The organism is Gillisia hiemivivida, from assembly GCF_007997295.1.
Taxonomy (GTDB): Bacteria; Bacteroidota; Bacteroidia; order Flavobacteriales; family Flavobacteriaceae; genus Gillisia; species Gillisia hiemivivida.
Window position 1 is genome coordinate 1 of the sequence record NZ_VORY01000036.1, and the last position, 15,351, is coordinate 15,351.

The 15,351-nt window shown below is 37.0% G+C and carries 9 protein-coding genes and 1 tRNA gene; 5 read left to right on the forward strand and 5 right to left on the reverse strand.

The window, feature by feature from the left end; genetic code table 11:
- Positions 1-221 precede the first annotated feature (221 nt).
- Positions 222-294 (reverse strand) — tRNA-Gln (locus ES724_RS16110).
- Between the two features lie 189 nt (positions 295-483).
- Between ES724_RS16110 and ES724_RS16115 the strand changes: the two genes are divergently transcribed.
- Positions 484-3,783: a glycosyltransferase family 117 protein gene (locus tag ES724_RS16115; protein ID WP_146934929.1), complete on the forward strand. Its 3,300-nt coding sequence runs from the start codon at positions 484-486 to the stop codon at positions 3,781-3,783.
- 13 nt (positions 3,784-3,796) lie between these two features.
- Positions 3,797-4,435 carry a polysaccharide deacetylase family protein gene (locus tag ES724_RS16120; protein ID WP_146934932.1) on the forward strand — a complete coding sequence of 213 codons (639 nt, stop codon included), beginning with the start codon at positions 3,797-3,799 and terminating at the stop codon, positions 4,433-4,435.
- Here the strand turns inward: ES724_RS16120 and ES724_RS16125 are convergent.
- Together ES724_RS16125 and ES724_RS16130 are read right to left on the reverse strand one after the other, a co-directional pair.
- Positions 4,432-4,728: a thioredoxin family protein gene (locus tag ES724_RS16125; RefSeq protein WP_026837418.1), complete on the reverse strand. Its 297-nt coding sequence runs from the start codon at positions 4,726-4,728 to the stop codon at positions 4,432-4,434. The two genes, ES724_RS16120 and ES724_RS16125, sit on opposite strands and share 4 nt — an antisense overlap.
- A 76-nt stretch (positions 4,729-4,804) precedes the next feature.
- Positions 4,805-6,031: a metallophosphoesterase gene (locus ES724_RS16130; RefSeq protein WP_146934935.1), complete on the reverse strand. Its 1,227-nt coding sequence runs from the start codon at positions 6,029-6,031 to the stop codon at positions 4,805-4,807.
- Positions 6,032-6,229: 198 nt separating this feature from the next.
- Here ES724_RS16130 and ES724_RS16135 point away from each other — a divergent pair, with 198 nt between their 5' ends.
- Positions 6,230-7,225, forward strand: a complete 996-nt coding sequence (locus ES724_RS16135; protein ID WP_146934938.1) for a N(4)-(beta-N-acetylglucosaminyl)-L-asparaginase — start codon at positions 6,230-6,232, stop codon at positions 7,223-7,225.
- A 38-nt stretch (positions 7,226-7,263) separates the two neighbouring features.
- Here the strand turns inward: ES724_RS16135 and cphA are convergent, their stop codons facing one another.
- Entirely contained in the window at positions 7,264-9,876 is a 2,613-nt protein-coding gene (cphA, locus tag ES724_RS16140) for a cyanophycin synthetase (protein WP_146934941.1), read from the reverse strand.
- Positions 9,877-9,986: 110 nt separating this feature from the next.
- Between cphA and ES724_RS16145 the strand changes: the two genes are divergently transcribed.
- Positions 9,987-10,841 carry a cyanophycinase gene (locus ES724_RS16145; RefSeq protein WP_146934944.1) on the forward strand — a complete coding sequence of 285 codons (855 nt, stop codon included), beginning with the start codon at positions 9,987-9,989 and terminating at the stop codon, positions 10,839-10,841.
- 456 nt (positions 10,842-11,297) lie between these two features.
- Here ES724_RS16145 and ES724_RS16150 read toward each other — a convergent pair whose 3' ends face one another.
- On the reverse strand, positions 11,298-12,230 hold the full coding sequence (locus ES724_RS16150; protein WP_146934947.1) for an isoaspartyl peptidase/L-asparaginase family protein: 933 nt from the start codon (positions 12,228-12,230) through the stop codon (positions 11,298-11,300).
- Positions 12,231-12,363: 133 nt separating this feature from the next.
- Here ES724_RS16150 and polA point away from each other — a divergent pair, with 133 nt between their 5' ends.
- Positions 12,364-15,195, forward strand: a complete 2,832-nt coding sequence (gene polA, locus ES724_RS16155) for a DNA polymerase I (protein WP_146934949.1) — start codon at positions 12,364-12,366, stop codon at positions 15,193-15,195.
- The last annotated feature ends 156 nt before the right edge of the window (positions 15,196-15,351 follow it).

A 15,351-nucleotide genomic window follows, 5' to 3' on the forward strand; every position in this document is an offset into this window, starting at 1 on the left:
TCAGCAGAATCATTCAACGCAAAAATAAAAGCCTTTAGAGCACAGTTCAGAGGAGTAAAAAATGTAGAATTCTTCCTCTACAGATTAACCACAATTTTTGCATAAACACAACAATTAGTCATGATCCGGGCTCCCCTCGACCACGCTCGGGACAGACTTCTCGCCCAACAAAATTGAACACAAAAAAACCCGAACAAAAATGTTCGGGTTTTCTATTGAAGTTGGCCTACTAGGGCTCGAACCTAGACTCTTCTGTACCAAAAACAGACGTGTTGCCAGTTACACCATAGGCCAGTATTTCAATACGGGTGCAAATTTAAAACAAACTTTATTTTACACAAACATTTTTCATCTTTTTTATAATTTATTTTTCGATTTTGTTTTTTTAAACTCCATAAAAAATATTTGCTTTTAAGTCCCGTTATAAATGCATTCTTGTAATTATTCTTAAATTCGCCTCATCATACTCAATATGCGCATAATATGACAGACTTTAACTTTGGTAAATGGAACAAAATACTAGGATGGCTGGTATTTCTAATTTCTCTTACTACGTATTGGTTAACCGTTGAACCAACGGCAAGCTTTTGGGACGCGGGGGAATATATAGCTACCGCAGCAAACCTGGAAGTAGGACACCCACCAGGAGCTCCTCTTTACCAAATGATGGGCGCCTTTTTCGCCACTTTCGCGCCAGAAGCTGGTCAAATTGCACTTTTAGTAAATATGATGTCCGGCTTAGCTAGTGCATTTACCATTCTTTTTATGTTTTGGTCTATTGTGCTGTTGCTTCAAAAAGTTACCGGCCCAGTAGTAAGCTTAAGCGATAGCAAAAAAATAGCCATTTTAGGGAGTGCCTTAGTTGGTTCTTTAGCTTTCAGTTTTACAGATAGTTTCTGGTTTAATGCTGGCGAGGCCGAAGTATACGCAATGGCAGCTTGTATTATGTCTATTTTATTTTACCTAGGCTTGCTATGGGAACGAGATATGTTTGAGCCACGAGGAAACAGATGGGTAATTCTAATCTCCTTTGTAGTAGGACTTTCCTTTGGGGTCCATTTTATGGGTCTTCTTACCATCCCGGCAATCGGATTTTTATATTATTTCAAAAATTATAAGAAAATAACCATTAAGAATTTCATTATTGCCAACCTCGCAGTAGTGGCTGTTTTAATGTTTATTTTTAAACTACTATTACCTTACACGCTCACATTTTTTGCTACTTCTGAAGTTTTCTTTACCAATTCCATCGGCCTCCCTTTTAACTCAGGAACCATTATAGCACTTTTAGCTATTGTTGCTGTTTTTTACTTCGGAATTCAATATACCCGTAAGAAAAGTTATTTTCAACTCAACACATTGCTTCTTTCTATTCTTTTTATTCTGATTGGTTTTTCGAGTTGGACTATGCTCCCAATTAGAGCAAATGCAAATACAGTAATCAATGAGAACAGTCCAGATAATGCCCGCGAACTATTGGCCTATTACAACAGGGAACAATATGGGGAAACCCACTTATTCTATGGCCCTCAATTCTCTGAAATGTACAGCGGACTGGATCCTGACAATCCTTATTTAGATGATGCGCCTAACTACGAAAAAGACAGAGAACTTGGTAAATACGTTATTGTAAACGATTATAAAAACGCAAGGCAGAACTTAGACGATAGCCATAAAACTGTGCTCCCAAGAATGTGGAGCTCACAGCATGCTGCTAATTATATGCAGTTCACCGGACCACTTGAGTTTACTGTAAAGCCAGAATATCAGAGCGAAGACCAATTGCTTACTGCGATTGCTGAATTTAGAAAAAATGTTGCTTTAGGAAGAGTGGACAATGAAGATTATCACCAATTCCTGATGCAGTTTAGCGAATACCTCAACATTGAAAAGCCTTCTTTTGGATCTAACCTTGGCTACTTATTCGAATATCAATTTGGTTATATGTACTGGCGTTATTTCATGTGGAATTTCACAGGAAGACAAAACGATATTCAAGGCCAATACACAGATACAGATGGGAACTGGCTTAGTGGAATTAACTTTATAGATGAAATGAGATTAGGGTCGCAAGACAATCTCACTTCAGACATGAAGAATAATAAGGCGAGAAACACCTATTACTTCCTGCCCTTCATATTAGGACTTATCGGACTTTTCTTTCATTTTAAAAAAGACAAAAAAGGCTTTTGGGTACTTATGGTCTTTTTCCTATTTACAGGAATCGCCCTTAAGATCTATTTGAATGAACGCCCTTTTGAACCAAGAGAACGAGATTACGCCTTAGTTGGCTCTTTTTATGTGTTTGCCATCTGGATAGGATTTGGGGTCTATGCGATCTTTGATTCCATTAGAAAATACTTAAAACCATCTTTTGCTGCTCCAATAGCAATTGCTGCCTGCCTTTTAGCGGTGCCAACAGTTTTAGCTTCTCAGAATTGGGATGATCATGATAGATCCGACAGATATTCTGCATTGGCCATGGCTAAAATGTACCTGGATTCTGTAGATGAAAATGCTATTTTATTCACTATTGGGGATAACGACACTTTTGCGCTTTGGTATGCCCAGCAAATTGAAGGCTACAGGAAAGATGTCCGTATCATTAATACCAGCCTTTTTGCTACAGACTGGTATATCTCTCAAATGAAACGAAAAGCCTGGGAAAGTGATCCTATACCGTCTCAATTAGAATACAAGCAATACCGTGCGGGTACAAACGAATTTGTAATTTATCAGCAGGTTACTAAAGATACTATGGCTATCCAGAATTGGATGAATTGGATTGCCAGTGACAATCCAGGAACTCGAGGAGAGCTTCAAAGTGGCCAAATGGTAAATACGTTCCCTACCAAAAACATTCGTATACCCGTAAATAAAAATGTGGTTCTTAAAAATGGAGTAGTAGCCCAGAAAGATGCAGATCTCATTGTAGATAATATCTTTATAGAGCTTAATGGAAATGTGATCTATAAGAACAGGCTATTAATGCTGGATATTATTGCAAATAATAATTGGGAACGTCCAATCTACTTCACAGGTGGTAGCTATGGAGACGACGATTATTTATGGATGAAGGATTACCTTCAGTTGGACGGAGTGGCTTATAAACTGGTTCCTATTCAAACTAAAGTAAATCCTCGCTACCAGTATGAAATGGGTCGGGTAGATTCAGACAAAATGTATAAGATCGCGAAAAACTGGGATTGGGGAAATATGGAAAGTACAGATATTTACCATGATCCGGAAACCAGAAAGAATTCTATTACTTACAGAAGTAATTTAGGAAGATTAGTCGAGCAGCTTTTAATTGAAAACGATACTGCCAGAGCAAAAGAAATAATTGATCTAGCGATGGAGAAAATGCCGGTTGATTATTATGGCTATTATACGCTTCTTGAACCGTATATAAGTGGATATTTTGAAGTAGGAGAGCCTGAAAAAGCAAAAGAACTCTGGACTAAAATTGCTGTTAAATACCAAGAGAATCTAAAATATTATAGCGGTTGGGATGAAGAACGACAGTATGACTTTGCTGATAATATCATTACGGATATGGAGAGATACAGATCTCTAATAGATCTATTGTTTAGAAATGGAGAGCAGGAATTCGCAAGGAAGAAAGCTGAAGAATTCAATAATTATCTAAAACTGTTTCCAAGGTTCTATGATGAAAGTGAAGAAGAAAGTGCAGCCCCGGCAATGCCAACAGATTCTGCTATAGAAAGTGAATTTCAAAGAGAGCAAAGTTTACCGGAATTAGATAGTAGTACTTTAGAATAACTGCAAAAAAGCAATGGCATATTTAAATAATATTTCCAGATTAGGGAGGCTTTTATATCCCTCCCTTTTTTGGAATATGCCACGAAACACAAATACCATCTATCTAAGTTTTGATGATGGGCCGCATCCGGCGATCACTCCTTGGGTACTAAAGGTCTTAAATGATTATCAGGCAAAAGCCACATTTTTCTGTGTAGGAGAGAATATCTTGAAATTTCCTGAGGTATTCCAGCAACTAATTTCTGAAGGCCATTCCTTCGGAAATCATACTCACAATCACGTTAAAGGCTGGAAAACATCAACTTCAAATTATCTTGAAAATATAATTAAAGCTGAAGCTGTTATTTCGAAGTATTCAGAAAACACAAATGATCAAAAGCTTTTTAGACCTCCTTATGGGAAGATAAAACCTTCGCAAGTAAAACGATTGCAACAGCTTAATTATAAAATTGTAATGTGGGATGCCCTAAGTGCAGATTTCGACCCAAATATTTCTGCGGAAAATTGCTTCAAAAATGTAATTGAAAATACTAAAGCGGGAAGTATTGTTGTTTTTCATGATAGCGAAAAAGCTGTTGAAAAATTGAAATTAGTACTACCAAAAGTATTAGAGTACTATTCAAAAAAAGGTTTCGAGTTTAAAGGGCTTTAAACATATTCTTTCAGAAGACCAATCAGCGTATTTGCATCTTGTTCTCCATTTTGCCTCCATTTCATTTCTCCGCTTTTATAGATCATAAGTGTAGGAAGTCCTTTTACTCTAAGCGCTTCTGCTAGTTGAGGGTTCTTATCTACATCTATTTTAATGATCTTTGCCTTATCTCCCAAAGCTGCGGCAACATCCCTTAGTACAGGGTGCATGGATGTTGAAGCTTCATTCCATTCGGTATAAAAATCCAATAAAACCGGAATGTTTAAATCTATTAATTCACCAAATTTTGACATAAAATTAAAAGCTAAATTTAAATTAGATCTTAATACCAAGTTAAGTACTAATATCAAATATAGTAAATTCTTTGAATTATGCGGGTTTTGAGCCTTTTCGTAGTTCTATGACTGAGATCTCGGGCCAGATTCCTACGCGTCCAGGATATGCTAAATACCCAAAGCCACGGTTAACATTAATATATCGTCCAAACTCCTCATAGATCCCTGCCCAATTCTCATATCTGTATTGCACCGGACTCCATTTAAACCAACCCGGGATTTCAATTCCAAATTGCATCCCGTGGGTGTGCCCACTTAAGGTTAAATGATAATTATTCCCATCTGTTTTTATCTTTTCCTGCCAATAAGAAGGATCATGGCTCATTAAGACTTTAAACTCCTGTGGAGACAAACCTTTTCCCGCAAGATCCAGATCCCCCATTTTTTTAAATCCGCCGGCTCCCCAGTTCTCTACTCCTATCAAAGCAATACGTTCGCCATTTCTTTCAAGGAATCGATGTTCGTTAAGCAAAAGGTCCCAGCCCAAAGTGGAATGCACCTTTTTTAAGTCTTGTAAATTGTTTAATCTTGCCTGGTCACTTTCCCATGCGACATAATCGCCGTAATCATGATTTCCAAGTATAGAAAACACTCCATCTTTTGCATTGAGTTTAGAGAAGGTCTCCATCCACGGATCCATTTCTGTCGCCTTATTGTTTACCAGATCTCCGGTAAATAAAATTGTATCAGCTTTTTGCTCATTAACAAGGTCTACAGCATATTCTATTTTTTCTTTATTATCGAAACTACCACTATGGATATCACTAATTTGAGTTATTCTGTATCCATCAAAAGCGTCCGGCAGGTCTTCAAAATATAAGGTATAATTAAGCACTTTATAATTATACTTTCCTTTGTACATTCCGTAGAGCAAGGAAGCAAAAGGAATTACAGCGATCCCTAAAGCGATCTGACTTAAAAAAGTTCTTCTGGAAGGCATTTCAAAAGCAGCATTGGTAGAAAATAATCTACCGTAGATGGCCACTACAAAACGAACGATATCTTCCCCAAACATAAATACAGTTAGAAGAATTTTACTCACCATAAAAGCAAGTACAAATCCCATAGCATAACCTCTCCCACTTCCAAAACCACCACTGGGGTTTGGTTGCGCAAATTGATAGATGAAATTCCCTAAAACCACCAAGGAAAGAAATACATAAGAGATATGGATCCAATTATGTTTGGTAAGCGTTTTAACCGCTTGAAAAGCATAAATATCAACTAGAATGTAGAAACAGATAAACAGGAACCAACGCATGGGGTATTCAATTTTTTTGCAAAGATACTTTTAATCACTGCTTTAAGTTTTGCTTTTATAGATAAATTAACGCCAAATGCTTGTCAACAAAATAAAATTTATATAAGATTTCAACTTCTTTGTAAATGGCAAAGCCACAAATGAATTTGATAATGCTTCAATATCATTTATATTTATCAAATCTTAAAATAGTAAACTTTGAAAAGACGAAATTTTATAATAAAATCTACTCTGGCATCTGCCGGAATAAGCTTATTTTCAAATTCAATTTTTGCATTTAATATTAAAGACATACATAAAACTTCAAAAATGATCCAAAATAAATCAAACATATTTCCTCTAAGCATAGCCACGTGGAATTTTCCGAATGCCAGTAAAAGAGCTGGAGAATTGTTAGCTGAAGGAGCCAGCGCATTAGATGCTGTAGAACAAGGCGTGATGGTAGAAGAAGCAGATATTAGAAATACTACGGTTGGTAAAGGTGGTGCTCCAGACAGAGATGGGAATGTAACTCTAGATGCATGTATTATGGATCCCTCAGGGAATGCTGGTGCAGTGGTGTATTTAAAACACACTTCAAAAGCAGCATCTGTGGCTAGAAAAGTGATGGAAGAAACCCCGCATGTAATGCTGGCTGGTGAAGGCGCCGATCTTTTTGCAATTCAGCAAGGCTTTGAAAAAGAAGAACTTTTCACAGATGATTCCAAAGCAGCCTATAAAGAATGGCTTAAAAATAAAGAATATAAACCAATAATCAATATAGAAAATCATGATACCATTGGTATGTTGTGCATAGATGAAAACGGATATCTGGCAGGTGCTTGCACCAGCTCTGGTTTATCTTACAAAGTAAATGGACGTGTTGGAGATTCCCCAATTATTGGTTCTGGATTGTTTATAGATAATGAAATTGGTGGGGCAGTTGCAACAGGAATGGGAGAAGCAATCATGAAAAGTGTTGGAAGTTTCCTGATCGTAGAATTAATGCGACAAGGACAATCCCCTCAAACGGCATGTGAGGAAGCCATCAATAGGATAATTAAAGCAAATCCAAATTACAAGGAGTTTCAAGCTGCATTTATCGCAGTAAATAAGAAGGGGGAAATCGGTTCTCATTGCATTCAGAAAGGCTTCAGTTATGTAAAATATCAGGACGGGAAAAATGAAACTATTCTCAGTAGTTATAATTTTTAGAACTTAAAAGCTGCAAATATATTTTAGAAATATTAAGGTTACTGGGCTTCTTCTTCCTGCATTTTTTGAATTAGTGCTAAAACTTCGGTTACCACATCACTGCATATCACAATTAACGAACCTTGTTTGGCGTTCTTAATAGCATAAGTGGTTGCCTCTTTTTCATTGGGAATAACTGTTGTTTTTTTGTTGGGATCATATTGATTGATACCATGGGTAAGCATATCAATTAATTCTTTCTCACTTCTACCCCTAAGATTTTTATCCTGCCGAATAATAATTTCATCAAACATTTCAGCAGCAATACTACCTATTTGCATGGTATCTTCTGCTTTTCTATCTCCAACCCCGGCGATGATTCCTATCTTGACCGTACAATCAATTTTTTGTATAAACTTCTGCAATGCTCTCATTCCTGCAGGGTTATGGGCATAATCTAACAAAACCTGAAAATTTTTAAACTGAAATAAGTTTAATCTCCCCGGAGTTTGTGCTGGTGATGGATTAAAGGTTTGAAGTGCAAGTTTGATATCTTCTATGGTCACTCCTCTCAAATACGCTGCCAATACAGCAGGAAGGATATTTTGGATCATAAATTCTGCCTTTCCTCCAAAGGTTAAAGGAATATTTACTGCTTTCATGATTCGTATTTTCCATTCCCCTTTACAAATAGTTATATAGCCGTTTTCATAAATGGCAGAAAGTCCATTCCTTTTTTGCATTGCTTTAATCCTCGGACTATTTTCGTTCATTGAAAAAAGAGCGATATTAGAAACGGCTTTTTTCCGCATTTTATAAACCAAATCATCATCTGCATTAAGAATGGCATAACCTTGTGGAACAACACTTTCAGGAATAACTCCTTTGACCTGTGCCAACTGTTGAATTGTATGTATTCCTTTTAGCCCTAGGTGATCTTCTGCAACATTGGTGACAATACCTATATCGCAATTATGAAACCCCAGCCCCGAACGTAAAATACCCCCTCTCGCACATTCTAAAACAGCAAAATTAACGGTAGGATCTTTAAGTACAAATTCTGTACTTCCAGGTCCCGTACAATCACCTTTCATTAATAATCTATTTTGAATATAAACCCCATCGCTGGTTGTATATCCAACTTTAAACCCGGTTTGTTTGGCCATATGTGCTATTAACCTAGTGGTGGTGGTTTTACCATTGGTACCTGTGATGGCAATAATAGGAATTTTACCTGTGGATGCATGCGGGAATAATTGATCTATTACCGGTGCTGCTACATTTCGTGGCAATCCTATGGAAGGCGCCAAATGCATTCTGAATCCTGGACCTGCGTTTACTTCAATAACAGCTCCGCCAGTTTCAGAAAGTGGTTTGCTAATATCTGTTGTAATAACATCTATCCCGCAAATATCAAGATCGATAATTTTAGAAATACGTTCGGCCATAAATAGATTGGCTGGATGAACTACATCTGTAACATCTTCTGCCGTACCGCCTGTACTTAAATTAGCAGTATCTTTTAAAATAAATCGTTGTCCTTTTTTCAAAACAGTTTTCAAAGTATAACCTTCAGAAACAATAATACCTTTGGTTACATTATCAATAGTTATTAGTGTCAACATTTTTTCATGACCATAACCCCGTCTTGGATCCTGGTTTACTTCATTGATCAATTCCTTTATAGTATTTTTTCCATTTCCCACCACATGTGCAGGAGTACGCCGGGAAGCAGCTACCAACTTATTATTAATAACTAGAAGACGATGATCCTCACCTGTAATTTGCTTTTCAATTAGCACCTTAGATGAGATTTTTTTTGCTGTATTAAATCCCAAAAGAGCATCATTAAACGTATTGATATTAATAGTCACCCCGCGACCATGGTTTGCGTTTACTGGTTTTATTACCAAGGGGAATCCTAAATTATTAATTATTTCTTGTAATTTGGAATCGTCATGCAAAATCTCTCCTTTGGCTACTGGAATTTGTGCTTGTTCCAGTAAATATTTGGTTTCCACCTTGTCGCCAGCAAGGTCAACCCCGATATTGCTAGTATGGCAAGTTACTGTTGCCTGAATCCTTTTCTGATTTGCTCCATAGCCCAATTGGCATAACGAATGTTTATTTAACCTTAGCCATGGGATTCCTCGGTTTACTGATTCTTCTACAATAGCTCCTGTACTTGGCCCTAGCCTCACACTTTCCCTAATTTCTTTCATTTCCTGAATATCAACTGCTAGATCATATTCTTCATTATTTACTAGTGCCTTACAAATTTTTACGGAAGCTTTTGCGGCATAACAACCAACTTCCTCTTCCATGTAGTCAAAAACCACATTATAAACTCCATCTTCCCCATAGCCTCGGGTTCTACCAAAACCAACATCCATTCCTGCTAGAGTTTGAATTTCTAGTGCAATATGTTCAATAATATGTCCCATCCATGTTCCAGCTTTCACTCTTGAAAAAAATCCGCCTGCCACTCCTTCAGAGCAACGATGTTCATACATGTTGGGAAACATGTTTTCTAACCTTTCAGAAAAACCATCTATTTTATCTGATGGTCGATCTTCCATCTCTTCCAGATCCAAAACCATGACTATTAATTTATGCCTTTTTATAGACCAATAATTAGGTCCTCGAAGCGCATGTATTTCTCTAATTTTCATAATTTTTAATTTAAAAACTTTCTCTGTATGAGAAAAAATGGAATTATGATGTTAATTTATGTATAGGCGAAATATTAAACTATTTTTACCGCATAATTTAATTTTTAATTATGATTAAAGGAACCCTCATCCCTATTGGAGGAAATGAAGACAAAGGATTTCATAAAGCAGACAGATTTCGATTAGATTATATAAGCCAAGGGATATTGTTCAGGGTTGTTGAAGAAAGTGGTGGTAAAAGTTCAGAGATATTGGTGATTACTACAGCATCCGGAATTCCTGAAGTAGTAGGTAAAAACTATGTTGATGCCTTTTATTTACTGGGGTGTCAAAATGTAAAAACATTATTTATAAGCTCTAAGGAAGAAGCAGATTTCAAAGAAAACCTGGAGCTTTTGAAAAACGCAGATTGTATCTTGTTTTCTGGTGGTAATCAGTCTAAAATCACTGCAAGAATTAAAAACACCCAATTTCACAAAATATTACTGGATCGTTATCAAAATGAAAAGATAGTGGTTGCAGGAACTAGCGCTGGTGCAATGTGCATGTCTATGGAAATGATCATAGGTGGTAGCAGTAAAGAATCCTTTATAAAAGCAGCCACAAAAATACGGGAGGGGATGTCTTTAATTCCTGAAATTATTATAGATACTCATTTTATTCAAAGAGGCCGCTTTGGAAGATTATCCGAAGCGGTGGCTAGATATTACGACCGCATTGGCATTGGCTTGGCAGAAGACACTGGTTTGGTTATTAAAAATGGAAACGATTGTGAAATTATTGGTTCGGGAATGGTTATTATTTTTGACCCTGGAAAACTCACCCACAATAATTTTGATATTTTAAAAGATGGCACGCCTCTAACTATGACAAATCTAATTACCCATGTGCTTTCTGCAGGTGATACATTTGATATTGAAGACCGAACAGTTAAGGTTACAACGGTACCAGAACATATGTTGTAAAATTTTTGAATCATAGATTTAAGAAGTGAAATTTAAGCCCTCATTGAGGGTTTATTTCCCCGAGACCTGCCTGAAAAGAATTTCATCCAGGCGGGCTTGCCTCGAATTTTAAAAGTATTTTCCTCCCGAACCATCGGGACATACCTCGTGGGCCCGCCCGTACCGTTCGGGCGGGCTTCCCCCGAGGTTCTTGATTCAATCACAAAATTTTAGATTTATCAGCGCATATAAACCACATATTATTTATGTCCGATTATAGTTTGGGCTACACTGAAAAAATCTAGATCCCCAAAGGTTTTTCGAATGTCTGTTTGATAATTCTTTTCTTTATCTTAGTTTATTAGAGATGCAACAAGAGATTGGGATTCAAGCAGATTTTAAATGATTTAAAATTTAAGTCCTGTTTCTTGGTTCTCTTAGCGAAGTAGTTTTGTTTCTTTTCTCTGCCAATATTGTTTATACATTATATATTAAAATTTCATCTAAACCTTCTGAATCTTTACAGGCTCTGTACATACCTTCGGTGTTAAACGGCATAGCAATATTTCCTTTGGCATCAACTGCAATCAATCCGCCGTCTCCTCCTATTTCTAGAATTCGCTTATGAATAACTTCATTCGTAGCATCTTCAAGAGACAAGCCTTTAAATTCCATCAAGCAAGAAACATCATATGCCGCCACGGCTTTTATAAAAAATTCACCGCTCCCCGTACAGGAAACAGCACAGGTATTATTATTGGCATAATTCCCTGCGCCAATTATAGGGCTGTCGCCAATACGACCAAACTTCTTATTTGTCATTCCTCCTGTAGAAGTACCAGCGGCAATGTTTCCATTCTTATCACAGGCTACCGCTCCTACTGTACCAAATTTGGAATCTTTTTTTACGGAATGATCTAACTGAAAAGAATCTGAATCCTTTATTTCAAGCCATTGCTGGTGTCTAAATTCATCATAAAAATAAGGAGCTTTTTCAAAGGAATAATTCAAGGATTCTGCGAATTGAAGCGCTCCTTTGCCTGCTAAAAAAACATGCTCACTTTTTTCCATAACATCTCTAGCTAAGGAAATAGGGTTTTTAACACCCGTAATTAAAGTTACAGCGCCTGCATTCAAAGTTTTACCATCCATTATTGCAGCATCCATTTCATGGGTTTCGTTCGCGGTAAAAACGCTTCCTTTGCCAGCATTAAATAAATGAGAATTTTCCATCACTATTATTGCTTGCTCTAGCGCTTCAATAGCATCTTTACCTTCTTCTAAAAGTTGAAACCCGGTTTGCATAGCCTCTCTCAAAACGTTTTTATATTCCTTTTCCTTTTCTGAAGTCATTTTACCTCTTACTAAGGTTCCCGCACCACCATGAATGGCTATGGCTATTTTTTGCATTGCTATAGATGTTTAATTCTTGTAAAATCAGTCAGATTATTTTCTGAAGCTAAATTCATTTATTTAAAATTACAACATGTGTTTTACATGTAGCTATAACTTTTGTAGTTTTATAAACTTATAATTCTCACCCATGGCAGACCAAAAACGCTTATTTCTACTTGATGCTTACGCTTTAATTTTTAGAGGCTATTATGCCTTTATAAAGAATCCAAGAATTAACTCCAAAGGGCTTGACACCTCCGCGATCATGGGGTTCACAAATTCGCTTTTCGATGTAATTCGCCGGGAAAAACCAGATCATTTAGCGGTATGTTTTGACAAGGATGGAAGTCATGAGCGTACAGAGCTATATTCAGAATACAAAGCAAACAGAGATGCAACTCCGGAACCAATAAAAATAGCGATTCCCTATATAAAGGACATCCTACATGCAATGCATATTCCAGTGGTGGAATTACCAGGTTGTGAAGCAGATGATGTGATAGGTACTTTAGCTAAGCAAGCCGAAAAAGAGGGCTATAAAATTTTCATGGTTACTCCTGATAAGGATTTTGCCCAGTTAGTTTCAGAAAACATCTTTATGTATCGCCCTGCTAGAATGGGGAATGGGATAGAAATTTTAGGTATTCCCGAAGTTCAGAAGAAATTTGGAGTAGAACGGCCCGAACAAGTGATAGATTTTCTAGGGATGATGGGAGATGCTTCCGATAATATTCCAGGACTTCCTGGAGTTGGAGAAAAAACTGCTAAGAAATTTTTAACAGAATATGGTAGCATGGAAGAACTTTTAGCGAATACTGATAAGCTAAAAGGGAAAATGAAGGAGAAAATTGAAGCTAACAAGGAACTTGGAACCCTTTCGAAAAGACTAGCAACTATAATTACCGATTGTGATGTACAATTTCATGCTGAAAACTATGAATTGTCTCAACCAGATGGAGATAAAGTTCAGTTGTTGTTTGAAGAACTGGAATTCCGAAGATTAAAGGATCAGTTTTTAAAATTATTTTCAGGAGAACAAACCGCTACGCCCACTCAAGTTTCTGGAACATCGACTGCGAAAGCACAAGTAAGGGATTCAACTGCAGGGGCAGGGCAATTTTCTTTATTTGGCGGAGATGCTACTGTAATTGAAGAAACTTCCAGCAGAAAAGACCTGTCAACTTCTGGGCATGTTTATCAAAGTTTAACCAGCAATATGGCGATTGAGTTATTTCTCAAAAATTTATTAAAGCAGACCAGCGTTTGTTTTGATACAGAAACTACAGGTTTAAATCCGTTAGAAGCTAAATTGGTGGGAATTGCTTTTTCCTGGGAAGCCGGAAAAGGATTTTATTTGCCATTTCCGGAAGATGATACTGAAGCGCAAGCGGTCATTGAGAAACTACGCCCATTTTTCGAAGCAGAAGGAATTGAGAAAATAGGTCAGAATTTAAAATACGACATTAAAGTGCTCGCCAAATATAAGGTGGAGGTAAAAGGACCTTTATTCGATACCATGATCGCTCATTATCTTATTAATCCGGATATGCGACATAATATGGATATACTTGCGGAAACATATCTCAACTATACTCCACAATCTATTACTGAGCTTATTGGCAAAAAAGGTAAGAACCAAGGGAATATGAGAGATGTCCCTTTAGATAAGCAAACCGAATATGCCGTAGAGGATGCAGATATAACGCTTCAGTTAAAACAACATTTTCAACCAGAATTAAAAGAAGCAGAAACCGAAAAATTATTCAATGAAATTGAAATTCCGCTGGTCAGAGTATTAGCCGATATGGAATTGGAAGGAATCAATTTAGATGAAGATTTCTTAAAATCGCTTTCTTCAGAATTGGAAAAAGATATCGCAACTCTGGAAAAGAAAATTTATGAAGATGCGGGGGAAGAATTTAATATTGCATCTCCAAAACAATTGGGAATCATTCTTTTCGAAAAACTGGAACTGGTTAAAAAGCCTAAAAAAACCAAGACAGGCCAGTATTCTACAAGTGAAGACGTGCTTTCCTATTTAGCTTCAGATCATGATATTATTAAAAGCGTACTCGAATATAGAGGTTTAGTAAAACTGAAGAACACCTATATTGATGCTTTGCCAACACAGGTAGAAAAAACAACAGGCAGAGTACATACAGATTATATGCAGACAGTTGCTGCAACCGGAAGATTGAGTTCCAACAATCCAAACCTTCAGAATATCCCAATTAGAACAGAACGAGGAAGACAGGTTAGAAAAGCATTTATTCCGCGTGATGAAAATTACACCTTGTTAGCGGCAGATTATTCCCAGATAGAACTTCGAATTATAGCGGCTTTGAGCAAAGAGGATACTATGATTGAAGCATTTAAAAAGGGAGAAGATATTCATGCTTCTACAGCTGCGAGGGTTTTTAATGTGCCATTAGAAGAAGTAACCAGAGAACAACGTGGCAATGCAAAAACAGTGAATTTTGGGATCATTTATGGGGTTTCTGCTTTTGGACTGAGCAATCAGACCGATCTTTCCAGAGGGGAAGCAAAAGAACTTATTGAAACTTATTATGCAACCTACCCAAAATTGAAAATCTACATGCAGGAGCAAGTAGATTTTGCAAGAGATCATGGGTATGTGCAAACCGTTTTAGGAAGACGCAGATATTTAAAGGATATCAATTCACAAAATGCAGTAGTTCGCGGAGCTGCGGAAAGAAATGCGGTAAATGCTCCAATACAAGGAAGCGCGGCAGATATCATAAAATTGGCGATGATCAATATCCATAGAAAATTGAAAGAAGGCAATTTTAAAACAAAAATGCTTTTACAGGTACATGATGAATTGGTTTTTGACGCTTACAAAGAGGAATTACCCGAAATGAGAAAAATGATCAAGGCTGAAATGGAAAATGCCTTTAAAATGGAAGTACCCCTAGATGTAGATTTGGGTGAAGGTAGAGACTGGCTGGAAGCACATTAGCAGTCAACAATGGACAATGAACAATTAGCAGTTAGCAGTTAGCAGTTAGCAGTTAGCAGTTAGCAGTTAGCAGTTAGCAGTTAGCAGTTAGCAGTTAGCAGTTAGCAGTTAGCAGTTAGCAGTTAGCAGTTAGCAGTTAGCAGTTAGCAGTTAGCA